Source organism: Cellulomonas timonensis (genome assembly GCF_900046455.1).
GTDB classification, from domain to species: domain Bacteria; phylum Actinomycetota; class Actinomycetes; order Actinomycetales; family Cellulomonadaceae; genus Cellulomonas_A; species Cellulomonas_A timonensis.
Map to the genome: position 1 here is coordinate 172,676 of NZ_FCOT01000009.1, position 22,537 is coordinate 195,212.

The 22,537-nt window shown below is 72.4% G+C and carries 26 protein-coding genes; 21 read left to right on the plus strand and 5 right to left on the minus strand.

What is annotated here, in order from left to right:
• The first annotated feature begins 351 nt into the window (after nucleotides 1-351).
• The 8 genes from BN3788_RS19605 to BN3788_RS02935 all read left to right on the plus strand — a co-directional run bounded on the left by BN3788_RS19605 (nucleotide 352) and on the right by BN3788_RS02935 (nucleotide 6,029).
• Complete coding sequence (locus tag BN3788_RS19605; protein ID WP_147525036.1) at nucleotides 352-1,686, plus strand: LPXTG cell wall anchor domain-containing protein; 1,335 nt, start codon at nucleotides 352-354, stop codon at nucleotides 1,684-1,686.
• Between the two features lie 305 nt (nucleotides 1,687-1,991).
• A complete protein-coding gene (infA, locus tag BN3788_RS02905; RefSeq protein WP_024286981.1) occupies nucleotides 1,992-2,213 on the plus strand; it encodes a translation initiation factor IF-1 in 222 nt (73 codons plus the stop codon).
• 59 nt (nucleotides 2,214-2,272) lie between these two features.
• Nucleotides 2,273-2,386, plus strand: a complete 114-nt coding sequence (gene rpmJ, locus BN3788_RS02910) for a 50S ribosomal protein L36 (RefSeq protein WP_013117849.1) — start codon at nucleotides 2,273-2,275, stop codon at nucleotides 2,384-2,386.
• 195 nt (nucleotides 2,387-2,581) lie between these two features.
• Complete coding sequence (gene rpsM, locus BN3788_RS02915) at nucleotides 2,582-2,962, plus strand: 30S ribosomal protein S13 (RefSeq protein ID WP_066582356.1); 381 nt, start codon at nucleotides 2,582-2,584, stop codon at nucleotides 2,960-2,962.
• Nucleotides 2,963-3,055: 93 nt separating this feature from the next.
• A complete protein-coding gene (gene rpsK, locus BN3788_RS02920) occupies nucleotides 3,056-3,457 on the plus strand; it encodes a 30S ribosomal protein S11 (RefSeq protein ID WP_066582357.1) in 402 nt (133 codons plus the stop codon).
• A gap of 141 nt (nucleotides 3,458-3,598) precedes the next feature.
• Nucleotides 3,599-4,615, plus strand: coding sequence for a DNA-directed RNA polymerase subunit alpha (locus tag BN3788_RS02925; protein WP_066582358.1), 1,017 nt, complete (start codon nucleotides 3,599-3,601; stop codon nucleotides 4,613-4,615).
• 71 nt (nucleotides 4,616-4,686) lie between these two features.
• Nucleotides 4,687-5,214: a 50S ribosomal protein L17 gene (gene rplQ / locus BN3788_RS02930; RefSeq protein WP_066582359.1), complete on the plus strand. Its 528-nt coding sequence runs from the start codon at nucleotides 4,687-4,689 to the stop codon at nucleotides 5,212-5,214.
• 107 nt (nucleotides 5,215-5,321) lie between these two features.
• Nucleotides 5,322-6,029: an alpha/beta fold hydrolase gene (locus tag BN3788_RS02935; protein ID WP_066582360.1), complete on the plus strand. Its 708-nt coding sequence runs from the start codon at nucleotides 5,322-5,324 to the stop codon at nucleotides 6,027-6,029.
• 3 nt (nucleotides 6,030-6,032) lie between these two features.
• Here BN3788_RS02935 and BN3788_RS02940 read toward each other — a convergent pair whose 3' ends face one another.
• Nucleotides 6,033-6,818, minus strand: a complete 786-nt coding sequence (locus tag BN3788_RS02940) for an ROK family protein (protein ID WP_066582361.1) — start codon at nucleotides 6,816-6,818, stop codon at nucleotides 6,033-6,035.
• A gap of 55 nt (nucleotides 6,819-6,873) precedes the next feature.
• Between BN3788_RS02940 and truA the strand changes: the two genes are divergently transcribed.
• Complete coding sequence (gene truA, locus BN3788_RS02945; RefSeq protein WP_066582362.1) at nucleotides 6,874-7,746, plus strand: tRNA pseudouridine(38-40) synthase TruA; 873 nt, start codon at nucleotides 6,874-6,876, stop codon at nucleotides 7,744-7,746.
• Nucleotides 7,747-7,799: 53 nt separating this feature from the next.
• Here the strand turns inward: truA and BN3788_RS02950 are convergent, their stop codons facing one another.
• A complete protein-coding gene (locus BN3788_RS02950; RefSeq protein WP_066582363.1) occupies nucleotides 7,800-8,276 on the minus strand; it encodes a DUF5709 domain-containing protein in 477 nt (158 codons plus the stop codon).
• A gap of 86 nt (nucleotides 8,277-8,362) precedes the next feature.
• Here BN3788_RS02950 and BN3788_RS02955 point away from each other — a divergent pair, with 86 nt between their 5' ends.
• Nucleotides 8,363-10,045, plus strand: a complete 1,683-nt coding sequence (locus BN3788_RS02955; RefSeq protein ID WP_066582364.1) for an ABC-F family ATP-binding cassette domain-containing protein — start codon at nucleotides 8,363-8,365, stop codon at nucleotides 10,043-10,045.
• Nucleotides 10,046-10,069: 24 nt separating this feature from the next.
• Here BN3788_RS02955 and BN3788_RS02960 read toward each other — a convergent pair whose 3' ends face one another.
• The gene (locus BN3788_RS02960) at nucleotides 10,070-10,681 is read right to left on the minus strand and encodes a LysE/ArgO family amino acid transporter (RefSeq protein WP_066582365.1); all 612 of its coding nucleotides are present in this window, start codon (nucleotides 10,679-10,681) and stop codon (nucleotides 10,070-10,072) included.
• A gap of 72 nt (nucleotides 10,682-10,753) precedes the next feature.
• On the opposite strand from BN3788_RS02960, the gene BN3788_RS02965 reads away from it, so the two are divergent.
• From BN3788_RS02965 to BN3788_RS03005, 9 genes are all read left to right on the plus strand, one after another.
• Nucleotides 10,754-11,704: a LysR family transcriptional regulator ArgP gene (locus BN3788_RS02965; RefSeq protein ID WP_066582485.1), complete on the plus strand. Its 951-nt coding sequence runs from the start codon at nucleotides 10,754-10,756 to the stop codon at nucleotides 11,702-11,704.
• Between the two features lie 183 nt (nucleotides 11,705-11,887).
• Complete coding sequence (rplM, locus tag BN3788_RS02970) at nucleotides 11,888-12,331, plus strand: 50S ribosomal protein L13 (protein WP_066582366.1); 444 nt, start codon at nucleotides 11,888-11,890, stop codon at nucleotides 12,329-12,331.
• 47 nt (nucleotides 12,332-12,378) lie between these two features.
• A complete protein-coding gene (gene rpsI / locus BN3788_RS02975; protein WP_066582367.1) occupies nucleotides 12,379-12,867 on the plus strand; it encodes a 30S ribosomal protein S9 in 489 nt (162 codons plus the stop codon).
• A 115-nt stretch (nucleotides 12,868-12,982) separates the two neighbouring features.
• Complete coding sequence (glmM, locus tag BN3788_RS02980; protein ID WP_066582368.1) at nucleotides 12,983-14,332, plus strand: phosphoglucosamine mutase; 1,350 nt, start codon at nucleotides 12,983-12,985, stop codon at nucleotides 14,330-14,332.
• Nucleotides 14,329-15,015, plus strand: coding sequence for a peptide deformylase (locus BN3788_RS02985; RefSeq protein WP_082812523.1), 687 nt, complete (start codon nucleotides 14,329-14,331; stop codon nucleotides 15,013-15,015). The genes glmM and BN3788_RS02985 overlap by 4 nt, the downstream gene beginning before the upstream one ends.
• A 127-nt stretch (nucleotides 15,016-15,142) precedes the next feature.
• Nucleotides 15,143-15,757: a DedA family protein gene (locus tag BN3788_RS02990; RefSeq protein WP_234346453.1), complete on the plus strand. Its 615-nt coding sequence runs from the start codon at nucleotides 15,143-15,145 to the stop codon at nucleotides 15,755-15,757.
• A gap of 337 nt (nucleotides 15,758-16,094) precedes the next feature.
• Nucleotides 16,095-16,772 carry a DedA family protein gene (locus BN3788_RS02995; protein ID WP_066582371.1) on the plus strand — a complete coding sequence of 226 codons (678 nt, stop codon included), beginning with the start codon at nucleotides 16,095-16,097 and terminating at the stop codon, nucleotides 16,770-16,772.
• Nucleotides 16,773-16,782: 10 nt separating this feature from the next.
• On the plus strand, nucleotides 16,783-17,289 hold the full coding sequence (locus BN3788_RS03000; protein WP_082812524.1) for a YbaK/EbsC family protein: 507 nt from the start codon (nucleotides 16,783-16,785) through the stop codon (nucleotides 17,287-17,289).
• A gap of 250 nt (nucleotides 17,290-17,539) precedes the next feature.
• Nucleotides 17,540-18,199 carry a hypothetical protein gene (locus BN3788_RS03005; protein WP_066582372.1) on the plus strand — a complete coding sequence of 220 codons (660 nt, stop codon included), beginning with the start codon at nucleotides 17,540-17,542 and terminating at the stop codon, nucleotides 18,197-18,199.
• Nucleotides 18,200-18,224: 25 nt separating this feature from the next.
• Here the strand turns inward: BN3788_RS03005 and coaA are convergent, their stop codons facing one another.
• Nucleotides 18,225-19,196, minus strand: a complete 972-nt coding sequence (coaA, locus tag BN3788_RS03010; RefSeq protein ID WP_066582373.1) for a type I pantothenate kinase — start codon at nucleotides 19,194-19,196, stop codon at nucleotides 18,225-18,227.
• Between the two features lie 40 nt (nucleotides 19,197-19,236).
• Between coaA and glmS the strand changes: the two genes are divergently transcribed.
• Together glmS and BN3788_RS03020 are read left to right on the plus strand one after the other, a co-directional pair.
• On the plus strand, nucleotides 19,237-21,096 hold the full coding sequence (gene glmS, locus BN3788_RS03015; protein WP_066582374.1) for a glutamine--fructose-6-phosphate transaminase (isomerizing): 1,860 nt from the start codon (nucleotides 19,237-19,239) through the stop codon (nucleotides 21,094-21,096).
• A gap of 22 nt (nucleotides 21,097-21,118) precedes the next feature.
• A complete protein-coding gene (locus BN3788_RS03020) occupies nucleotides 21,119-21,478 on the plus strand; it encodes a holo-ACP synthase (protein WP_066582375.1) in 360 nt (119 codons plus the stop codon).
• Between the two features lie 12 nt (nucleotides 21,479-21,490).
• Here the strand turns inward: BN3788_RS03020 and BN3788_RS03025 are convergent, their stop codons facing one another.
• Complete coding sequence (locus tag BN3788_RS03025) at nucleotides 21,491-22,477, minus strand: LLM class F420-dependent oxidoreductase (RefSeq protein WP_066582376.1); 987 nt, start codon at nucleotides 22,475-22,477, stop codon at nucleotides 21,491-21,493.
• Nucleotides 22,478-22,537 lie beyond the last annotated feature (60 nt).

Below are 22,537 nucleotides of genomic sequence, written 5' to 3' on the forward strand. Positions count from 1 at the left end.
CTTGGCACGGCGGGCGTTGCCGCGTCTTGCGTCATTCCGCGCGACGTCAGCAGCGGAGGGCGCGGGCAACTCACCCAGACAGCCGCCGTGGGCTGGGCGATTCGCCCCCGGGTGGGTGAAAAGCGGCGGGGATACGCCCGATCGGCGGGGATATCCGGCGTTTGTTGGATCACTGTCCAGTTTGTCGGATAGTCTCGCGATCGCGCAGGTCGGGGATCTGCGCGAGGGAATCCGACACCGTGGTGGGGCCAACGTCCGCAGGGCGACTGGTGCGCGCTGGATCGGGTCCCGTGTCCAGTCGGCGGGGTCCGTCAGCCCTCGCCAGCACGTCGCCGAAGCAGTGGATGGAGCATGATGCGCAGGAGCATGACGCCGGTCGGGACCGGTCACGATCGGAAGGCCGTCGGCCTGCGCGCGGTGCGCACGATGGCTGCGTGGGGCCTCGTCGGGGTGCTCGCTGTGGCGGCGGGAACCTCCGCGTCGGCCACCGGCGGAGCGGGCGACAAGGGCGGCAATGGCCACGGGGGTGGCGGCTCGGGCGACAAGATCACGATCTGCCGCTCCGCCACGGCCCCCAAGGACCAGACGCCGCCCTCCGGCAAGGACGGTGCGGTCGTGGGCGACTTCACCTGGACGGTGGAGAAGGTCAAGGCCAAGGACAAGACGGGCGCCTGGGACATCGTTCCCGGCGGCAAGTCGGTTGCGAAGAACCTCACGACCACGTTCAACGGCGTCTCTGGCGCGGACGTGCTGGCGGATGGCTGCAAGCTCAATCTCCGCTCGACGGGCCTGTACGTGTACCCGAAGGACGACGTCAACCAGCCCGCAGGCTGGTGGAACAGCGGCCGCCAGGTGCTCGTGGCCACGTGGAACGGTTGGTCCTGGAAGACCGAGCTCGACGCGAGCCAGCTGCCCGAGGGCGTCTGCGGAGCCGGCTGGGGCGTCCAGCAGGACAAGGTGTGGGGCCCGCAGTCGATCCTGCCGCCCATCGTCGACCGCAAGGCGGATATCGGCGTGCTGGGGTGGCCTCCGGTCAAGGAGGACAAGCACTCAGAGCTCGGCGCGTTCCTCACTGTTCCTGAGTGCGCCACGTCGACTCCTACCCCGACGCCGACAGTGACGCCCAGCCCGAAGCCGACGACGCCCGAGCCGACGACTCCTGCGCCGACGACTCCCGCGCCGACTCCGACCACCCCCGAGCCGACGGCTCCGCCGAAGCCTGCCGACCTGGTCGACGTGGGTGACTGGGTCGAGGGCGAGTGGGCCTGCGGCGACGTGAAGGTCGAGCGCATTCAGACGATCACGACGACGTCGTTCGAGCTGGTCGACGGCGCATGGGTGAAGAAGACCCCGGAGACTTCGACGGTTCGCGAGATGCGTGACCTGACCGCCGACGAGCTGGCCGAGTGCGAGACGCCGGCGCCCACCCCGTCCGCGTCGGTCGCTCCGACGACCGAGCCGACGCCGACGCCGTCGGTGTCGCCCTCCTCCGAGGTGCTCGCGGCCACGCCGTCGCCGTCCCCGACGTACACCTCTGAGGTGCTGGCGGCGCCGTCCGGTGGCGGCAGCGTGCTCGCCGCGACTGGCTCGACTGTCGGCCCGGTGCTCGGCGCCGCCGCGGTGCTGCTGCTGGCCGGTGCCGGCCTGGTGTTCTACCGCCGTCGGGCGGCCCGCGAGGACGCCTGACAACCAGCGGCCCCACCCGCCGAGGGGTCGCGCGCACGAAAGTGACGCCGCACAGGACCTGCGCCTGTGCGGCGTCGCCGTGCACAGGGGACACTAGGGGGAGGGCTCCCGATGCCGGGCGCCCACGGTGGCCGCGGTTTCTTCCGCGTCCCACATGCCGTAGGATGGTCCGTCGGGTGTGTGCGCCCTCTTGCGGGCTGCCGGCACCAATCCACGAACACGCGGATCTGATCGCGCGCGAGAGCGCTCGGCCAGGGCGGGTGTGAGTGGGCGGCTCGTCACCATTCAGAGAGATAGCGGAGGATATGGCAAAGAAGGACGGTGTCATCGAGATCGAAGGCAGCGTTGTCGAGGCCTTGCCGAACGCGATGTTCCGCGTGGAGCTGGCCAACGGCCACCGGGTTCTCGCCCACATCTCGGGCAAGATGCGACAGCACTACATCCGGATCCTCCCCGAGGACCGGGTCGTCGTCGAGCTGAGCCCGTACGACCTGTCCCGCGGCCGGATCGTCTACCGCTACAAGTAACCGCCACTCGAACACGCCGCCGGCCCGCAAGGGTGCAGCGGCGGCGGAGGAAGCACGCCATGAAGGTCAAGCCCAGCGTCAAGAAGATCTGCGACAAGTGCAAGGTGATTCGCCGGCACGGTCGCGTTCAGGTGATCTGCGAGAACCTGCGCCACAAGCAGCGCCAGGGCTGATGCCCTGACGCTCGGGGCGCACCCGAGCAGCACCACCCGGTCCACCGCCTCCGGCGGGGACCAGCAAGCGCACCGCCACTCCGGCGCCGCCCGACAGGGACGGCCCGGCGAACCCTCGGCTCGGAGGCCGGGGCCCGCAGAATGCGGGAGGGCAGTGCGGCAGACCTCCGAGGCACCACAGGAGCCACCAGGCACATGGCACGTCTTGTCGGCGTCGACCTCCCCCGCGAGAAGCGGCTCGAGATCGCGCTCACCTACATCTACGGCGTCGGCCGTACCCGCGCCCAGCAGACGCTCGCCGCGACGGGCATCAGCCCGGACGTCCGCGTGAAGGACCTCGGCGACGCCGAGCTCGTCGCGCTGCGCGACTACCTCGAGGGCAACTACAAGCTTGAGGGCGACCTCCGGCGCGAGGTTGCCGCGGACATCCGCCGCAAGGTCGAGATCGGTTGCTACGAGGGCCTGCGGCACCGCCGCGGCCTCCCGGTGCGCGGTCAGCGCACCAAGACCAACGCCCGCACCCGCAAGGGCCCGAAGCGCACCGTCGCCGGCAAGAAGAAGGCCGGCCGGAAGTAGCACTGACGCCGGGCTGAGCAGGCGCGTCACGCGCCGCGGCCCACGCGTCGGTCACACCGACCTCACACCTGGAAACTCGGAGAGAACAAGCACATGCCTCCCAAGACTCGTACCGCCGTGCGCAAGCCGCGCCGCAAGGAGAAGAAGAACGTCTCCCACGGCCAGGCGCACATCAAGAGCACGTTCAACAACACCATCGTGTCCATCACGGACCCGACCGGCGCCGTCATCGCCTGGGCCTCGTCCGGCCAGGTCGGCTTCAAGGGCTCACGCAAGTCGACCCCGTTCGCCGCGCAGCTCGCTGCTGAGGCTGCCGCGCGTCGTGCGCAGGAGCACGGCATGAAGAAGGTCGACGTCTTCGTCAAGGGCCCCGGCTCGGGCCGTGAGACCGCGATCCGCTCGCTGCAGGCGACCGGCCTCGAGGTCGGCTCGATCCAGGACGTCACGCCCCAGGCGCACAACGGCTGCCGCCCGCCGAAGCGTCGCCGCGTCTGATCGTCAGGTGATCCGGATCCGGACGCGGGGCTTCCCGCGTCCGGATCCGGGCCGCCTCGCCTGACCGGGTGGACCGAGACCCGGCAGGCACGCAGTACTGCAGAGCGTCATATGGCGGACGCTCGCTGAGAGGAACCCACCGTGCTCATCGCACAGCGCCCCACCCTGACCGAAGAGGTCATCTCGGAGAACCGCTCGCGGTTCTCGATCGAGCCGCTCGAGCCTGGCTTCGGCTACACGCTCGGCAACTCGCTGCGTCGGACCCTGCTCTCCTCCATCCCCGGCGCTGCGGTCACGTCCATCCGCATCGACGGCGTGCTGCACGAGTTCACCACCGTGCCGGGCGTCAAGGAGGACGTCACCGAGATCATCCTCAACATCAAGAACCTCGTCGTCTCCTCGGAGAACGACGAGCCCGTCGTGATGTACCTGCGCAAGCAGGGTTCGGGTGTCGTGACGGCCGCGGACATCGTCCCGCCGGCCGGCGTCGAGGTGCACAACCCCGACCTGCACATCGCGACGCTGAACGACAAGGGCAAGCTCGAGATCGAGCTCACGGTCGAGCGTGGCCGCGGGTACGTCTCCGCGAACCAGAACAAGTCGTTCGACGCCGAGATCGGCCGCGTGCCGGTCGACTCGATCTACTCGCCGGTCCTCAAGGTGACCTACAAGGTCGAGGCGACGCGTGTCGAGCAGCGCACGGACTTCGACAAGCTCATCGTCGACGTCGAGACGAAGCAGGCCATCAGCCCGCGCGACGCGCTGGCCTCGGCTGGCAAGACGCTCGTCGAGCTGTTCGGCCTGGCCCGTGAGCTGAACGTCGAGGCTGAGGGCATCGAGATCGGCCCGTCGCCGACGGACGCCGCACTCGCGGCCGACCTGGCGCTGCCGATCGAGGACCTCCAGCTCACGATCCGCTCGTACAACTGCCTCAAGCGTGAGGGCATCCACTCGGTGGGCGAGCTCGTCGCGCGCAGCGAGGCAGACCTCCTCGACATCCGGAACTTCGGCGCGAAGTCGATCACGGAGGTCAAGGAGAAGCTGGCCGAGCTGGGCCTGTCGCTCAAGGACAGCCCGCTGGACTTCGACCCCACGGCAGCCGTCGGCTACTACGAGGGCGACGAGGGCGAGTTCGTCGAGGACGACCAGTTCAACTGAAGCCGGGGAACGCGCAGACGGCCTCAGGTCCCTGCGCGTAGCCCATCACTGGAACTCAAGGAGTAACAACCATGCCTACGCCCACCAAGGGTCCCCGGCTCGGTGGCGGACCGGCGCACGAGCGGCTGATCCTGGCCAACCTGGCCACGGCGCTGTTCGAGCACAAGCGGATCACGACGACGGAGACCAAGGCCAAGCGCCTGCGCCCCGTCGCCGAGCGCCTCATCACGATCGCGAAGCGCGGTGACCTCGCGTCCCGCCGCCGCGTTCTGACGACGGTCCGCGACAAGTCCGTCGTGCACGCGCTCTTCACGGAGATCGCCCCGGCCATGGCCGAGCGCGAGGGTGGCTACACCCGCATCACGAAGATCGGCAACCGCAAGGGCGACAACGCGCCCATGGCCGTGATCGAGCTCGTCCTCGAGCCCGTCTCGCCGAAGCAGGCCGTCGTCCGCGAGGCCGAGAAGGCCGCGAAGAAGTCGGCCCCCGCGGCCGAGGCGCCTGTTGCCGAGGAGAGCGTCGAGGAGGTCGTCGAGGAGACGCCCGCCGCCGAGGCTCCTGCCGAGGAGACCACCGAGGACAGCGCCGACAAGGCCTGATCTCACCGCGTCGCAAGGCCCGGCCCCGATCACTCGGGGCCGGGCCTTCGTCGTGCCGCGACCTGCCCGCGCGGGCGCCGTGGCGGCGCGATGGGTAGCGTCGGAGCATGGGGTTGCCCGTCGTCCTGGTGCATGGCGTGCGGACCTCGCGCACCATGTGGCGCGCGCAGGTGGAGGCGTTGGAGCGTGCCGGGCGCACCGTGGTGGCGGTGGACCTGCCGGGCCATGGCGAGCGGCGCGGGGGGGCGTTCACCGTGGACGGCGCGGCGCGGGCGATCGCGGACGGCGTCGATGGCGTCGGCGGCCTCGCGCTGGCGGTGGGCCTGTCGCTCGGCGGGTACACGGGCATCGCCCATGCCGCGCGCCATCCGGAGCAGGTGGCCGGGCTGGTGGCCGCGGGGTGCTGCACGCGGCCTGCCCGGGTCTTCGTCGAGCCGTGGCGCTGGACGGCACGCGGCATCAGCCGGCTGCCCGACCATGGCGCGCGGCTCAACCAGCGGATGACCGACCTGTGGCTCCCCGCCGCCGCGGCTGCCGACGTCGGGGCCGGGGGCTTCTCGCTGGACGTCATGGACGACGTGCTGCGGGAGGTCGGCACCCTGCACCCCGTGGCGGACCTGCACGAGGTGAGGTGCCCGGTGTGGTTCGTCAACGGGCGCTACGACCACTTCCGCGGCGAGGAGCGGCGGTTCCTCGCAGCCGCCCGGGACGGCAGGTTGGTGGTGGTGCCAGGCGCCACGCACCTGGTGAGCCTCACCCGGCCCGCGCGGTTCGTGCGGGTGGTGCTGGAGGCGCTCGACGAGCTCGACGAGTGACCGTCAGCCTGAGCGCAGCGCCCAGGCGCGCACGCCGCCGACGATCCCGGCCTGGTTCGGCGCGACGACGACGTCATCGCCCAGCCGCGCGAGCGTCTGCGGGCTGACCCGCCGGGCATTGCCACCCCCGAGGTAGAGCCTGTCCCACCAGAACACCGGCCGCAGGCCGTCGATCGCGCGACGCACCCGGCGCGACCACAGGGCGTCGCCGAGCCGGGACCGCTCCACCTCGCCGATGTACTCGTCGTAGGTGGCGCCGAAGCGCACTGGCGCGTGGGAGAGCTCCAGATGCGGCGCCAGCACCCCGCCGTCGAACAGCGCTGAGCCGAGGCCGGTGCCGAGCGTGAGGACGAGCTCGACGCCCGTCCCCGAGATCACGCCGGCGCCATGCACCTCGGCGTCGTTGAGCACGAGGGTCGGCACCCCGAGCCGTGCCTCGAGGTCGGCGCGGATGTCACGCCCGGACCACGCGGCGACCAGATGCGGCTCGACGCGCGTGTGGGGGCCGGATCGGGTGACGTAGTGCGGGGTCGAGACGATGACCCCGTGCCGGACCATGCCGGGCATGCCGACAGTGGCGCGTCCTGCGGGCGGCAAGGCCGCGGCGATCTCGGCGATGGTCTCGACGAGGCGCTCCGGGGGGAGCGGGTACGGGGTCGGGACGCGGATCGCGGGGGCGTGCATGGTGCCCGCCGCGTCGAGCACTGAGGCCTTGATCCCGCCGCCGCCGCAGTCCACGGCGAGGGTCCAGTCGGCGCGACCGGCGTCGGGGGACTGCGTGTCGGGCATCCGTCCACGCTAGCGGGCCGCATGCGCCCTCCGCGCGACGCGTTAGCGTTTCCCTGTGAGCCTCGTACGCCTCCGTCTCGACCTTGCCTATGACGGCACCGACTTCGCGGGCTGGGCACGGCAGCCCGGCCTGCGGACCGTGGAAGCCGCCCTCCTCGAGGGCCTGGCGCGGGTGCTGCGCCAACCCACCGTGCAGATCACCGTGGCCGGGCGCACGGACGCCGGGGTGCACGCGCAGGGGCAGGTCGCCCATGTGGACGTCGACGCGGAGGCGTGGGCGTCGACGCCCGGGCGCTCGTCCCGCACCGCGGAGGAGTCCCTGGTGATCCGGCTCACCGGGGTGCTGCCGCCCGATGTCGTGGTGCACCGGGTGTCAGTGGCGCCGCCGGGCTTCGACGCGCGGTTCTCGGCGCTGCGCAGGCTGTACGCGTACCGCGTGTGCGACGACGCCGCGTTGCGCGACCCGCTGCGCCGGGCCTCGGTGCTGTGGCACCGCCGCCCCCTCGACGTCGACGCGATGGACGCGGCATGCCGGATGCTGCTCGGCCGGCACGACTTCGCGGCCTTCTGCAAACCCCGTGAGGGCGCCACCACCATCCGCACGCTCGAGGCGTTGTCGTGGACGCGCCCGTCTCAGGGAGCCGACGAGGGCCTCGTGGTCGCGCGGGTGCAGGCTGACGCCTTCTGCCACTCGATGGTGCGGGCGCTGGTGGGCGCCGCGCTCGCCGTCGGGGAGGGCCGCAGGCCGGTGACGTGGCCCGCTGAGCTCCTCGCGGGGCGTCGACGCGATCCCGGCAGCGCGGTGGCGGCGGCCCACGGGCTGACCCTCGAGGAGGTCACGTACCCGCCGGACGCCGAGGTCGGCCTGCGCGCCGAGCAGACCCGGGCGATCCGCAGCGCGGCGGACCTCGACGGGCCCTGCGGCTGAGGAGCTGGCGCGGCGCCGGAGCGGGGTGACGTCAGCGCCCGTGGCCCGCGACGTCAGGGCGCGTTGCCCGTCTGGGACTCGTCGTGGCTGGTCGGCGCGGGCCCGGGCGGCGCCTCCTCGACGTCCTCGATCACGTGCACCGCGGCCTCCTCGGCGCTCGCGGCGCCGCCTGCGACGCCCTCGTCGATGGCGAACTGGTCGTTGACGCCGGCCTGGACGGCCTGGTCGTCCTCCACCAGGCGGCCGGCACGGCCCGGCTCGCGTGACGGGTCCACGCGGGGGCCGGGGATGTCCCACACCTCGGGCTCCTCCTCGGCGAGCCGGTCGTCCAGCGTCTCCCCATGCGCCTCCTCCCACGGCGTCACCCCGAACCGGTGATGCGGCGGGCGCTCGGGCGCGGTGTACCAGGCCTCGTCGAGGAGGTCGTCGACGCCGCGCTCCTCGAGCATGTCCTCCTTGGAGAGCTGGTCGCTGTCGCCCTCGGTGACGGTCTCGGGGTCCGGGCGGGTGGCGGGGGTCTCATCACTCATACCTCCACACTCGCACCGGGCCCGGCGTCCCGCTAGGGGACGGAAAATGGTCGCGGGCAGGGTCGCCGCCCGGGGACACTGGTGGGGTGGGACACCTCGACATCAGCGCCGTGAGCTATTTCCTGCCCGATGGGCGGCCTCTTCTCGACGAGGTGGACCTGCGGGTCGCCGACGGCGCGAAGGTGGCGTTGGTCGGCCCGAACGGAGCCGGCAAGACGACACTGCTGCGCATCGTGGCGGGCGGCGAGGCTCCCCATGGCGGCGCGGTGGCGCGCACCGGTGGGCTGGGCGTCATGCGGCAGATGGTGGGGCGCATCGACGACGGGCGCTCGATCCGCGACCTGCTGGCGTCACTGGCCCCGGCCGCGATCCGGGACGCCGCCGCCGAGCTCGCGGCGGCGGAGCTGGGGATTATGGAGGTCGACGACGAGCCCGCCCAGATGCGGTACGCGACGGCGCTGGTCGACTGGGCCGATGTGGGTGGCTACGAGGCCGAGGCCGGCTGGGACCAGGTCACCGACTCGGTGCTGTCGATCCCGTTCGACCGGGCCCAGGACCGCGAGGTGCGCACCCTGTCCGGCGGCGAGCAGAAGCGCCTGGTGCTCGAGGCGCTGCTGCGGGGCCCGGAGGAGGTGCTGCTGCTCGACGAGCCGGACAACTACCTCGACGTGCCGACTAAGCGCTGGCTCGAGGCCCAGTTGAAGGCCTCGCCCAAGTCGGTGCTGTTCGTCAGCCACGACCGGGAGCTGCTGTCGCGCGCGGCGACCCAGGTGGCGACCCTGGAGCCGACGGCGACCGGCTCGGGCATCTGGGTGCACGGCGGCTCCTTCACGACGTACCCGCAGGCCCGCGACGACCGGCGCAGCCGGCTCGAGGAGCTCATGCGGCGCTGGGAGGAGGAGCACGCGAAGCTCAAGACCCTGGTGCTGACCCTCAAGACCAAGTCGGCGTTCAACGACGGGCTCGCCTCGCGCTACTCCGCGGCGCAGACCCGGCTGCGCAAGTTCGAGGAGGCCGGGCCGCCGCAGGTGGTGGCCCGCGACCAGGACGTGCGGGTGCGGCTGCGCGGGGGGCGGACGGCGAAGCGCGCTGTCGTCGCCGAGGGGCTCGAGCTGACCGGGCTGATGCGCCCGTTCGACCTGGAGGTGTGGTTCGGCGAGCGCGTCGCGGTGCTGGGCTCGAACGGCTCGGGCAAGTCGCACTTCCTGCGGCTGCTCGCGGCGGGCGGTTCGGACCCCGGGGCTGAGCATGAGCCCGCGGGCGAGACGGAGGTCGCCCCGGTGGCCCACACCGGCCGAGTGGTGCTCGGCTCGCGCGTGCGGCCGGGGTGGTTCGCGCAGAACCACACCCACCCCGAGCTGGCCGGCCGGACCCTGCTGGACATCCTGCACCGGGGCGACGGCCACCGGTCGGGCATGGGCCGTGAGCCCGCGAGCAAGGCGCTGGACCGCTACGAGCTCGTCGCTGCGGCGGAGCAGACCTACGACACGCTCTCAGGCGGGCAGCAGGCGCGGTTCCAGATCCTGCTGCTCGAGCTGGGCGGCGCGACGCTGCTGCTGCTCGACGAGCCGACGGACAACCTCGACCTGCACTCGGCGGAGGCCCTGGAGATCGGCCTCGCGGCCTTCGAGGGCGCCGTCATGGCGGTGACCCACGACCGCTGGTTCACGCGGACCTTCGACCGCTACCTGCTGTTCGGGGCGGACGGCGAGGTCGTCGAGACGCCCGAGCCCGTGTGGGACGCGGCCCGCGTCGACCGCGTGCGCTGAGCCCGGGGGCACTCGCCCGGCGCCTCACATCGCTGGCGTGCGGACGACGAGCAGGGCGGCGATCACGGTCATCACGACGGCGACCCCGGCGTCGAGCATCCGCCAGGCCCGGGGCCGGGCGAACACGGGCTGCAGCCGGGTCGCGGCGCCGCCGAGCGCCGCGAACCACGTGATGCTCGCGAGCCCGGCGCCGGCGCCGAACACCCAGCTCCCGGTGGGCCCGTGCTGCTGCGCGAGGGCGCCGAGCAGGACGACGGTGTCGAGGTAGACGTGCGGGTTGAGGAAGGTCAGCGCCAGGCAGGTGACGAGCACCGCCCCGAGCGTCGCCGGTCCCTGGGCCGCAGGGTCCAGGTGGGACGGCCGCCGCGCGCGCAGGGCGGCGGCGACCGCGAGGGCGAGGAGGAACGCGGCGCCGCCGTACCGGCTGGCGGTCAGGACTCCCGGGTGCGCGACGACGAGGGCGCCGAGCCCGGCGACGCCCGCGGTGATGAGCAGCAGGTCGGCTCCCGCGCACACGGCGACCACGGGCACGACGTGCTCGCGGCGGATGCCCTGGCGCAGCACGAAGGCGTTCTGGGCGCCGATGGCGGCGATGAGGGTCAAGGCGGTCACGAAGCCGGTGAGGAGGGTGGGCACGGCACCGACGCTAGAAGCCGTTGGACCGGAAGGCTAGCGAATGTTTCTGTAGAACCATTAGCATCGCTGATGATGACCTACGCGCCAGAGCAGCTCGCCGCCCTCGCGGCCGTGGTGTCCGAGGGCACCTTCGACGCCGCCGCGCGGCTGCTGCACGTCACGCCCTCTGCCGTGAGCCAGCGCATCAAGGCCCTCGAGGAGCAGGTCGGGCGCGTGCTGGTGCTGCGCTCGCGCCCGTGCCGCGCCACGCCCGCAGGGGAGGTGCTCGTCCGGCTCGCCGGCCAGGTCGAGCTCCTCGCGGCGGACGCCCGGGCGGAGCTCGGCGCCGAGCACTCGGGCATGGTCCGCCTCGCGGTGGCGGTCAACGCGGACTCCCTGTCCACATGGTTCCCCGCATCGCTCGTGGGGCTGCCGGACGGGGTGCTGGTCGACCTGCTCCGCCACGACCAGGACCGTTCCGCGCGGCTGCTGCGCGACGGCGCCGTGATGGCGGCGGTCACCGCTGACGAGCGCGCTGTGCAGGGCTGCCGGGTCCGGCCGCTCGGGTCGATGCGCTACCTCGCCGTCGCGTCCCCGGCGGCGCGCGCGGCCCGGTTCCCCGCGGGGCTGACCCGGGAGGCGTTCGCGGCCGCCCCGCAGCTCGCGTTCGACCGGGTGGACGCCTTGCAGCGACGGTTCGTCGCCGAGATGGTCGGCGAGGGGCTCGAGCCGCCCGTCCACCACGTCCCGGAGTCGGCGGCATTCGTCGAGGTGCTGCGCTCCGGCCTCGGCTGGGGGATGGCCCCCGAGCAGGCCGTCACGCGGGACGTGGCCGCCGGGTCCCTGGTGGACCTGGCCCCCGGGCGATTCCTCGACGTCCCGCTCTTCTGGCAGAGTTGGGCGCTGCGCACCCCGACGCTCGACGATCTCACCACCCGAGTGGTCGCCGCCGCCGCAGGCGCGCTGCACTCCTGGACGGCCCCCGGCCGGGCCCGGCGACGCCCCGAGGGTGGGGCGGGACCTGCGGATCTCACCGCGTTTTGACCCTTCGACCGACGTCCGGCTACTCTTGTGTGTCGTTGTGCGTCCCCCGTTCCCAGACGGCGGCTCCGGTGCGTTCCCACTCGCCGGTTCCCAGGGACGCCACCGATCAGCACTCACGGCGGGCCCGCCACCTGCGGGCCTTCGCTCTGACACATTCATTACACGAAACGAAGGCCAACGACCGTGCGCACGTACACCCCGAAGCCCGGCGACGTCGAGCGGAACTGGTACGTCATCGACGCGAGCGATGTCGTCCTGGGCCGCCTTGCCACTCACGTGGCCACGCTGCTGCGCGGCAAGCACAAGGCGACCTTTGCCCCCCACGTCGACGGCGGCGACTTCGTCATCGTCATCAACGCCGACAAGATTGCCCTCACGGGCAACAAGCGCGAGAACAAGCTCGCCTACCGTCACTCGGGTTACCCGGGCGGTCTGCGTGCGACGACGTACACCGAGCTGCTCGAGAAGCACCCCGAGCGGGCGATCGAGAAGGCCGTTCGCGGGATGCTCCCGAAGAACTCGCTCTCTCGCGCGCAGCTGAGCAAGCTCAAGGTCTACGTCGGGTCGGAGCACCCGCACGCGGCACAGCAGCCGAAGCCCTTCGAGATCAGCCAGGTTTCTCAGTAGGCCCCCGGCCTGCTGCGAGCACGACACAGGACGCGAGGACACCACTAGTGGCCGAGACCACGGTCGACATCGACCTTGAGGGCGACGACACGCCCACCAGCTACACCTCTGAGACGTCGGCCCCCGTGGGCCGTGGCCAGAGCATCACGGCCCCGGGGCACGCCCTGGGCCGCCGCAAGGAGGCGATCGCCCGCGTTCGCCTGGTGCCCGGCACCGGCACGTGGAAGATCAACGGCCGCACCCTCGAGGACTACTTCCCGAACAAGGTGCACCAGCAGCTCGTCAACTCCCCGCTGAAGCTGGTCGACGTCGAGGGTCGCTTCGACGTCATCGCCCGCATCACCGGTGGCGGCGTGAGCGGCCAGGCCGGCGCGCTGCGCCTGGGCATCGCCCGTGCGCTGAACGCGATCGATGAGGACGCCAACCGTGCGACCCTCAAGAAGGCGGGCTTCCTGACTCGCGACGCACGCGTCGTCGAGCGCAAGAAGGCCGGTCTCAAGAAGGCCCGCAAGGCTCCGCAGTACTCCAAGCGCTGATCTCTCAGCCGAGGCCCGATGGCCCCGACGGTCTTCTTCAGGACCTTCGGGGCCATCGGCGTCTGCCCAGCGGGGCGGTCACCGCCCCGCCCGTGAACGATGGAGGGGTCTGCTGATGGGCCGACTGTTCGGCACCGACGGAGTCCGAGGGCTCGCCAACCGCGACGTGACGGCAGAGGTCGCGCTCGACCTTGCCGTGGCCGCCGCCCATGTGCTCGGCGCGCAGGGCGCCTTCGCGGGGCACCGAGCCCGAGCCGTGGTCGGCCGCGACCCCCGGGCCTCAGGCGAGTTCCTCAGCGCGGCGGTCGCCGCCGGGCTCGCGAGCGCGGGCGTCGACGTGATCGACGTCGGCGTGCTGCCCACCCCGGCTGTGGCCTACCTGACGGCGACGCTCGACGTCGACCTGGGCGTGGTGCTGTCGGCCTCCCACAACCCGATGCCCGACAACGGCATCAAGTTCCTGGCACGCGGCGGCCTCAAGCTCGACGACGAGCTCGAGCTCGCCATAGAGCAGCGGCTGCGCGAGCCCTGGGACCGGCCCGTGGGCGCCGACGTCGGCCGCATCCGCACCGACAGCGGGGCCGCCGGCGACTCCTATGTGGAGCACCTGGTCAGCACGCTCGACGTCAGCCTGGCCGGGCTGCGGATCGCTGTGGACTGCGCCAACGGCGCCGCGAGCGACGTCGGCCCCGCCGCCCTGCGCGCCGCCGGCGCCGACGTCGTGGTCATCAACGCCTCGCCCGACGGCCGCAACATCAACGAGCAGTGCGGGTCCACGCACCCCGAGCAGCTGCAGGCCGCGGTCATCGCCGCGGGCGCGGACCTCGGTGTGGCCTTCGATGGCGACGCCGACCGCTGCCTCGCCGTCGACCATGCGGGCGCGCTGGTCGACGGGGACCAGATCATGGGAGTGCTCGCCGTGGCGATGCGCGACCGCGGGACCCTCGCGCACGACACGCTGGTCGCGACAGTCATGAGCAACCTGGGCCTCAAGCTCGCGATGACCGCGCAGGGCATCCACCTGCTCGAGACGTCGGTGGGCGACAGGTACGTGCTCGAGGCCATGCGGGCCGGCGGCTACTCGCTGGGCGGCGAGCAGTCGGGCCACGTGATCCTCTCCGCGCATGCCACCACGGGGGACGGCGTGCTCACGGCCCTGCAGCTCGCCGGCCGTGTGGCGAGCACCGGGCAGAAGCTCGAGCAGCTCGCCGCGGTGGTCCAGCGGCTGCCGCAGATCCTGGTGAACGTGCCCGGCGTCGACCGCTCGCGCGCCGACAGCGACGAGGCGCTGGCCGCCGCCGTGCGCTCCGCCCAGGAGGAGCTGGGCGAGACCGGGCGGGTGCTGCTGCGCCCCTCGGGCACCGAGCCGCTGGTGCGGGTCATGGTCGAGGCCGCGAGCCAGGCCGACGCCGAGCGCATCGCCGGCCGGCTCGCCGACGTGGTCCGGGAACGGCTCGCGTTGTGACTAACCGCGCTGTGGCCATCCCGGCCGACGTGCTCCGCGCGCACGCGCAGCGGCTGATCGCGGCGGCCCAGGAGCACCCGTCCGGGATCGTCCCCATCGTGCAGGCCGGGCACCCGGTGCTGCGCATGGTCGCGGAGCCGTTTGACGGGCAGCTCGACTCCGCGGACCTGGAGGCGCTGATCGCGCTGATGCACCGGACCATGCGGGCTGCTCCCGGGGTCGGGCTCGCCGCACCGCAGATCGGCCTGCCGCTCGCGCTGGCCCTCGTGGAGGACCCGGGCGCCATCGACGACGAGATGCGGATCGCTCGTGAGCGTCCCGCTGTGGAGTTCCGGGTGCTGGTGAACCCGCGGTACACCGCCGTCGGCGAGGAGCGCGCCGCGTTCTACGAGGGCTGCCTCAGCGTCGAGGGCTACCAGGCGGTCGTCGCGCGGCCCCGGCAGATCCACCTCACTGGCGCCGACGAGACGGGCCGGGCGCTCGACGAGGTCGTCTCGGGGTGGCCCGCGCGGATCGTGCAGCATGAGACCGACCACCTGGGCGGCACGCTGTACGTGGACCGCGCGGAGCTGCGCTCGCTCGCCGCGACGGACGACCTGGGCGGCAGCTGGGCCGCGGAGCCGCACCCCGTGGCCGCCGCCCGCGCGCTCGGCTTCGACCTGGGGACGGCGCCGGCGCGCTGACTGACTGCGCTCCGCCCACCGGGCGACCTACTGTGGGACCAACGGTCCGGGTCGCCGCCCCGGGCACGACAGCGGGGGCTGATGGGGCGTGGAGGACTGGCTCGTCCACCTAGTGGGCTCACCCTGGGTGTATGTCGCGTTGTACGCCTTCGTGACCATCGACGGGTTCTTCCCGCCGATCCCCAGCGAGTCCGCCGTGATCGCCTTGGCGGCGTTGTGGGCCTCGGGCGGCGAGCCCAACGTGTACCTGATGGCGGGCGTCGCCGCCGTCGGCGCGTTCACCGGCGATCAGATCGCCTACACGCTCGGCTCGAAGCTCGACGTGCACCGGGTGCGCCTGTTCCGGACGGGACGGGGCAAGCGCTCGCTCGACTGGGCTGAGCGTGCCCTGACGCGGCGCGGCGCGGCGTTCATCCTGGCCGCGCGCTACATCCCGGTCGGCCGGGTGGCCGTGAACATGACCGCTGGCGCGCTGGGATACCCGCGGCGGAGGTTCGTGGGCCTCACGGCGCTGGCCGGGGTCGCCTGGGCGGTGTACGCCACGCTGATCGGCATCGGGGCCGGCCGGTGGCTGGGCGACCACCCCGTGGTCGCGGTGGTGGTGGGAGTCGTGACCGGCCTGGTGCTGGGGTTGTTCCTCGACTGGCTGCTGCGCCGCCTCATGCCGGCGTCCATGGAGACCGTGCAGCTCGACCCGCCCGGGGAGGGCGAGGAGCCTGCTGCGGAGGAGGGCGGCCACTGAGCCGCGGGGCGTCGCCCATCGGTCCCGTCGGCCCCCTGGGGGGACCCAGAGTCTGAGGCCGTTGTCCGCCCTGCGGAGGGTCTCTCTCACGGACATCTCATCCACGCGGCGGACGACCGCGCCCTGGCCTGCGCGACATCATCGTCAGGGGGCCCGCACGCGGGGATTCAGGGGTCTCTCGGGGGGATAACCGATATCGCTCGACGCCCTCGGCTTCGTAGTGTCGTCCGCAGAGCCTTCCCGCGCGTGCGCCTGCCGGCCTGCCCGCCCGTGCGCTGTCGAGCACGACCGCGCACCACATGCTGCCTGGCAGCCGACCACCTGGAGCTGATGACACGTGCTGGAGGAATGGATCCTCGCACTCGCAAGCTCGGTAGTGGTCTATCCGGGGGTGCTCGCCTTCGCCGCGATCGACGGGTTCTTCCCACCGGTGCCGAGCGAGTCGGTGGTGATCGCCCTGGCCGCGATCTCCACGGCCGAGGGGGCGCCGAACCTCTGGCTGCTGGGGCTGGTGGCCGCGGTCGGGGCCTTCAGCGGCGACCAGATCGCCTACCTCATCGGCAGCCGGGTCGACGTCCACCGGCTCCGGCTGTTCCGCGGCGCGCAGGGCGCCAAGGCACTGGCCTGGGCCGAGCACGCGCTCGCACACCGTGGCTCGTCCTTCATCCTCGCGGCGCGGTACATCCCGATCGGGCGCGTGGCCGTCAACATGAGCGCCGGCGCGCTGGGCTACCCGCATCGGCGCTTCATGGCGCTCTCGGCCCTCGCCTGTGTCACCTGGGCCGCCTACGGCGTCGCGATCGGCGTGGGGGCCGGGGCCTGGCTGCACGACCATCCCGTCGTGGCGGTCGTGGTGGGGGTGTGCGTCGGCGCCGTCGTGGGCCTGCTCATCGACCGCATGCTCCGGCGGTGGCTGCGTCCCTCGGCGCAGCCGATGGTGCTGGCCCGACCCGGGACGCGTCCTGACGCCGACGCCGGCGCCGAGCCGGCTGTGGGGCGGCGCGGGCATCCGTAAGGTGAGGGGCATGCCCGACATGTCACGCCCTGTCCCGTCCCAGCCGGAACGCCTGCACCGCAACGCGGAGCACATGCACCACACCCTGACCGCACTCGGGGTGGACGGCCAGGTGCGGGAGCTCGCGGACTCGGCGCGCACGGCGCTCGACGCGGCGCAGGCCCTCGGCGTCGAGGTCGGCGCGATCGCGAGCTCGCTGGTCTTCTTGCACAGCGGCGCGCCGCTGCTCGTGGTGACGTCAGGCGCCCACCGGGTCGAGCCGGCCCTCGTGGAGGACCTGCTGGGCGGCCGGCTCGAGCGCGCCGACGCGGACGCGGTCCGGGCCGCCACCGGCCAGCCGATCGGCGGCGTCGGCCCCGTTGGGCACCCGACGCCGTTGCGCACCCTCGTCGACGTCGCCCTCGGGGCGTTCGACGTGGTGTGGGCGGCCGCGGGCACACCGCATGCGGTGTTCCCGACGAGCTATCCGGAGCTGCTGCGGATCACCGGTGGGACGCCGGCGGTGGTCGGACGCTGATTCGCGTCCTTCCTGACACTCTGTCCCGCTCCGCCGCCGCGCGCGGGTCACGCCCCGGCAACGATCGACCGGATGAGGCTAACGATCTGGTCTCGACCGGCGACGAGGGCGCCCGGGCTGCCTAATCTCGGAGCTGGGACCACACCGTCGTCGTCCCCTGCGGCCGTCCCCGCTCGTCATGAGCGGGGCGGTTCTGCAGCCGGGGGCGGACGACGGGGGGGGGCGTATGCGAGTGTGGACGACGAGTGGCATGCGCGAGATCTCGGCGCCACGCCCGATGGCCCGGCCCAGCCGAGCCCGGAGCGCCCGCATCGTGGGGGCGGCCGTGGCATCGGTGCTGGTCTTCGGCGCCTGCGCCGCGCCGACGGCCTCCCCATTGCCCGAGCCCGCCGAGCCCGCCGTCGGGGCCGACTGCCTGGCGCCCCAGGTCGTGCAGACCCTCGGGCTGTCGCTCGACGCGACCGCCACCGCGACGTCTCACCCGGACGCGCCGGACGCCGGCTCCGTGCCCGAGGGCTTCACGCCGTCCGCGGTGCTGCAGTGCCTCGCGGGCGAGACGCTCACCGACGTCTCCGGGGTCTGGGACGCCGTGACCGTCAGGCGCCTCGAGGGCGACCTCGCCCGCCTGGTCGCCGCGCTCACCCGGCCGTCCCTCCACGCCGACGAGGCGGGCGCGTGCCCGGCGGACACCGCGCCGGCGTGGGAGCTCTGGCTGATGGACGCGATGGGCAAGGCCATCCGCGCTGCGCTGCCGGTGGACGCCTGCGGCGACATTCAGCCAGAGGTGGCCGAGGCGGTCGGCAGCCTCGCCGAGGGGGAGGTCACCCACTACCCGGTGCGGCTGGCGTATGCGCGGTCGGCCGCGGACGAGCCCGTGGGCGCGGGCCCGGTGCTGCTCGTCGGGCCCTGAGCAGATCAGGGCGTGCGCAGCCGGATCAGAGCTTGCGCAGCCGGACGCGCTCGACGGCGTGGTCCTTGCCCTTGCGCAGCACCAGCGTGGCCCGGCTGCGGGTCGGCAGGATGTTCTGCACCAGGTTCGGCGCGTTGATGGTGTCCCACAGGTGCTCGGCGGTGTCCACGGCCTCGGCGTCGCTGAGCGAGGCGTACCGGCGGAAGTAGGACTCGGGGCGTGCGAACGCGGTGGCCCGCAGCGACAGGAACCGGTCGACGTACCACTGCCGCACGTCGTCGGTGCGGGCGTCGACGTAGATCGAGAAGTCGAAGAAGTCGCTCACCGCGAGGTTCGAGGTGCCCTCGGACGTCGGGCGGGCGGGCTGCAGCACGTTCAGGCCCTCGACGATCAGCACGTCGGGGCGGCGGACCACCACCTCGGCTGCCGGCACGATGTCGTAGGACAGGTGGTCGTACACGGGAGCACGGACCTCGGGGCGCCCGGCCTTGACCTTGGACACGAAGCGCACCAGCGCGCGGCGGTCGTACGACTCGGGGAAGCCCTTGCGGTCCATCAGCCCGCGGCGCCGCAGCTCCGCGTTCGGGTAGAGGAACCCGTCGGTGGTGATGAGCTCGACGCGGGGGGTCGCGGGCCACCGCGCCATGAGCTCGCGCAGCAGGCGCGCGGTGGTGGACTTGCCCACCGCGACGGATCCCGCGACGCCGATGACGAACGGCGTGCTGCCCGTGTCCTCCCGCAGGAAGGTGCTCGACGCCTCATGCAGCCCGCGCGTGGCGCCCACGTACAGGTCGAGCAGCCGCGACACCGGACGGTAGACGGCGTCGACCTCGGCGAGGTCGATCGGGTCGCCCAGGCCGGCGAGGCGCTCGACATCAGCGTCAGTGAGGGGCAGAGGCGTCGATTCGGACAGCTTCGCCCACGCGTCGCGGTCGAGATCGACGTAGGGCGTCGACGGCACAGGGTCGTGGCTCGATGGCACGCACCGATTGTGCATGATCAACGGGCACGGCTGGCGCCACCGTAGACTGGCGCCCATGTGTGGAATCGTCGGATACGTCGGCAGCCAGGAGCCCAACGGGCGCCCCCTCGAGGTCGTCCTCGAAGGGTTGCGACGACTGGAGTACCGGGGCTACGACTCCGCGGGCATCGCGATCACCGGCACCGCGGACGGCCTGACGTCGGTCGCGAAGAAGTCGGGCAAGCTCGCGAACCTCGTCGAGGTGCTCGACGCGTCGCCACTCCCCGCCGGCACCGCCGCGATCGGCCACACCCGCTGGGCCACGCACGGCGGCCCCACCGACGGCAACGCGCACCCGCACGTGGTGGGCGAGCTCGCGGTCATCCACAACGGCATCATCGAGAACTTCGTGCAGCTCAAGGCCGCGCTCCTCGCCGACGGCGCCGAGTTCCAGTCGGAGACGGACACCGAGGTCGTGGCGCATCTGCTGCACGACGCGCATAAGGAGCTCGGCGACCTGACAGCGGCGATGCTGTCCGTGGTGCGCCGCCTGCACGGCACGTTCACCCTGCTGGCCGTGCACTCGAGCGCGCCCGACACCGTTGTCGGAGCCCGGCACGACTCGCCGCTGGTCGTGGGCCTCGGCGAGGGCGAGAACTTCCTCGGCTCCGACGTGGCCGCGTTCATCGCGCACACCAAGGAGGCCCTCGAGCTCGGCCAGGACCAGGTCGTGACGATCACGCCGACCTCTGTCGAGGTCGTCGACTTCGACGGGAACCGCGTCGAGCCGCGCCGTTTCACCGTCGACTGGGACGCGGCAGCCGCCGAGAAGAACGGGTTCCGCTCGTTCATGGACAAGGAGATCCACGACCAGCCGCATGCGGTCGCGGACACGCTGCTGGGCCGCACGGACATCAACGGCCGCCTGGTGCTGGACGACCTGCGGATCGACGAGTCGGTGCTGCGCTCGGTCGACAAGATCGTCGTGATCGCCTGCGGCACGGCGGCCTACGCGGGCCACGTCGCCAAGTACGCGATCGAGCACTGGTGCCGCATACCGGTGGAGGTGGAGCTCGCGCACGAGTTCCGCTACCGCGACCCCGTCGTGAACTCCAAGACGCTGGTCGTCGCGATCTCGCAGTCCGGCGAGACGATGGACACCCTGATGGCCGTCCGTCATGCGCGCGAGCAGGGCGCGAAGGTGCTCGCCATCGTCAACACGCACGGGTCGACGATCCCGCGCGAGTCCGATGCCGTGCTCTACACCCACGCCGGCCCGGAGATCGCCGTCGCGTCCACCAAGGCGTTCCTGTCGCAGATCACGGCCGCCTACCTGCTGGGCCTGTACCTGGCCCAGCTGCGCGGCAACAAGTTCGCCGACGAGATCGCGGAGATCCTCGACGACCTCCGCGAGATGCCGGACAAGATCCAGCAGGTGCTGGACCGCGCGGACCACGTGCGCGAGACCGCCCGGTCGATGGCCGACGCCTCCTCGGTGCTGTTCCTGGGCCGGCACGTCGGCTTCCCGGTGGCGATGGAGGGCGCGCTCAAGCTCAAGGAGCTCGCCTACATCCACGCCGAGGGCTTCGCCGCCGGCGAGCTCAAGCATGGGCCGATCGCCCTCGTCGAGGAGGGGCAGCCGGTGTTCGTGGTGGTGCCCTCGCCGCGTGGCCGGGACTCCCTGCACTCGAAGGTCGTCTCGAACATCCAGGAGATCCGGGCCCGTGGCGCGCGCACCCTGGTGATCGCGGAGGACGGCGACGACGCGGTGCTGCCGTTCGCCGACGAGGTGTTCTTCGTGCCGCAGTCGCCGACGCTGCTCGCGCCGCTGCTGACGGTCGTGCCGCTGCAGATCTTCGCCTGTGAGCTGGCCACGGCCCGCGGGCTGGACGTGGACCAGCCGCGCAACCTCGCGAAGTCCGTCACCGTCGAGTGATCGCCCGAGTGAGGGGCGCGGCATGATCGTCGGCGTCGGCATCGACGTCGTCGACGTGGCCCGGTTCATGGCGACGCTGGAGCGTGCGCCAGGACTCCGCGACCGGCTGTTCACCGACGAGGAGCGCGACCTGCCTGCGAGCTCGCTGGCCGCGCGGTTCGCCGCCAAGGAGGCCATCGCCAAGGCGCTCGGCGCGCCCGGCGGGATGCGGTGGCACGACGCGACAGTGCGCCGGATCGTCGGCGGGCCGCCCGAGGTGGAGGTGCGGGGCACCGTGGCGGCGCGCGCCGAGGCGCTCGGGGTGTCCCGGTTCCACCTGTCGATCTCGCACGACGCCGGGATCGCCTCCGCGATGGTGGTCGCGGAGGGCGACCTCGGCTGAGCGGTCGACGGGTCAGCGCAGGGCCGGCACGACCTCGCGCTCGAACAGCTCGATGCCGGATCGGTCGTAGGCCGCCTCGGCGAAGTACGTGATCGCGTAGGCCAGCCCCAGGCCGTCCAGCTCGCGCAGCTTGTCGACGATCTGCTCCGGGGTGCCGACCAGCGGCCCGGTGCGGAACTGCTCCAGGACCTCGTCGGCCTTGGCGGGGACGGTGCGCGCGTAGTGGTCGTGGATCCAGGCGAGCCGGTCGTCCACGTCGGCCTGCGTCGCGCCGATGACCACGTTGTAGTTGGCGGACCGGGTGATCTGGGCGAAGTCGCGCCCCAGCGCCGCGCAGTGCTCGGCCAGCACTGCCGACTTGTGCGCGAAGCCCTCCGGGCTGCCGTCGAAGTTCGTGTACGCGGCGTGCTGCGCCGCGATCCGCAGGGTCTTCTTCTCCCCGCCGCCCGCGATCCACAGCGGCGGCCCGCCCGCCTGCAGGGGGAGCGGCGAGAGCTGCGCGCCGTCCACCTGGTAGTGCGCGCCGTCCAGCGTCGCGACGCCCTTCGACCAGAGCTGCTGGAAGATCTCCACGCCCTCCTCCAGGGCGGCGATCCGCTCCCCGGCGCGCGGGAACCCGTAGCCGTAGGCGCGCCACTCGTGCTCGTACCAGCCCGCCCCGATGCCCATCTCCACCCGTCCGCCGGAGATGATGTCGGCCGTCGCGGCGACCTTGGCCAGGTAGGCCGGGTTGCGGTACGACATGCACGTGCACATCTGGCCGAGCCGGACCCGCTGGGTGCTCGCGGCGAACGCGGAGATGAGGCTCCAGGCCTCGTGGGTCGCCTCGCCGTTGGGCTCCGGCACCGCATGGAAGTGGTCGTAGACCCAGACGGACTCCCAGGTGTCGCCCTCGTCGGCGTGCCGCGCGAGGCCGTGCATCACGGCCCAATGGTCTACCGGGTCGATGCCTGTCAGGTCCTGTCGCCAGCCCTGCGGGATGAAGAGTCCGAATCGCATGGACTGAACCTAACGGGTGAACCCGGCGCGACCGGCGCCCGTGGGGCCGACATGATGGAC

What these genes read in the sequence shown, in the direction of transcription:
- BN3788_RS19605 (WP_147525036.1), top strand. Translation starts at nt 352, where the DNA reads ATGATGCGCAGGAGCATGACGCCGGTCGGGACCGGTCACGATCGGAAG.
- infA (WP_024286981.1), top strand. Translation starts at nt 1,992, where the DNA reads ATGGCAAAGAAGGACGGTGTCATCGAGATCGAAGGCAGCGTTGTCGAG.
- rpmJ (WP_013117849.1), top strand. Translation starts at nt 2,273, where the DNA reads ATGAAGGTCAAGCCCAGCGTCAAGAAGATCTGCGACAAGTGCAAGGTG.
- rpsM (WP_066582356.1), top strand. Translation starts at nt 2,582, where the DNA reads ATGGCACGTCTTGTCGGCGTCGACCTCCCCCGCGAGAAGCGGCTCGAG.
- rpsK (WP_066582357.1), top strand. Translation starts at nt 3,056, where the DNA reads ATGCCTCCCAAGACTCGTACCGCCGTGCGCAAGCCGCGCCGCAAGGAG.
- rplQ (WP_066582359.1), top strand. Translation starts at nt 4,687, where the DNA reads ATGCCTACGCCCACCAAGGGTCCCCGGCTCGGTGGCGGACCGGCGCAC.
- BN3788_RS02935 (WP_066582360.1), top strand. Translation starts at nt 5,322, where the DNA reads ATGGGGTTGCCCGTCGTCCTGGTGCATGGCGTGCGGACCTCGCGCACC.
- BN3788_RS02940 (WP_066582361.1), bottom strand. Translation starts at nt 6,818, where the DNA reads ATGCCCGACACGCAGTCCCCCGACGCCGGTCGCGCCGACTGGACCCTC.
- BN3788_RS02950 (WP_066582363.1), bottom strand. Translation starts at nt 8,276, where the DNA reads ATGAGTGATGAGACCCCCGCCACCCGCCCGGACCCCGAGACCGTCACC.
- BN3788_RS02965 (WP_066582485.1), top strand. Translation starts at nt 10,754, where the DNA reads ATGACCTACGCGCCAGAGCAGCTCGCCGCCCTCGCGGCCGTGGTGTCC.
- glmM (WP_066582368.1), top strand. Translation starts at nt 12,983, where the DNA reads ATGGGCCGACTGTTCGGCACCGACGGAGTCCGAGGGCTCGCCAACCGC.
- BN3788_RS03000 (WP_082812524.1), top strand. Translation starts at nt 16,783, where the DNA reads ATGCCCGACATGTCACGCCCTGTCCCGTCCCAGCCGGAACGCCTGCAC.
- BN3788_RS03005 (WP_066582372.1), top strand. Translation starts at nt 17,540, where the DNA reads ATGCGCGAGATCTCGGCGCCACGCCCGATGGCCCGGCCCAGCCGAGCC.
- coaA (WP_066582373.1), bottom strand. Translation starts at nt 19,196, where the DNA reads ATGCACAATCGGTGCGTGCCATCGAGCCACGACCCTGTGCCGTCGACG.
- glmS (WP_066582374.1), top strand. Translation starts at nt 19,237, where the DNA reads ATGTGTGGAATCGTCGGATACGTCGGCAGCCAGGAGCCCAACGGGCGC.
- BN3788_RS03020 (WP_066582375.1), top strand. Translation starts at nt 21,119, where the DNA reads ATGATCGTCGGCGTCGGCATCGACGTCGTCGACGTGGCCCGGTTCATG.
- BN3788_RS03025 (WP_066582376.1), bottom strand. Translation starts at nt 22,477, where the DNA reads ATGCGATTCGGACTCTTCATCCCGCAGGGCTGGCGACAGGACCTGACA.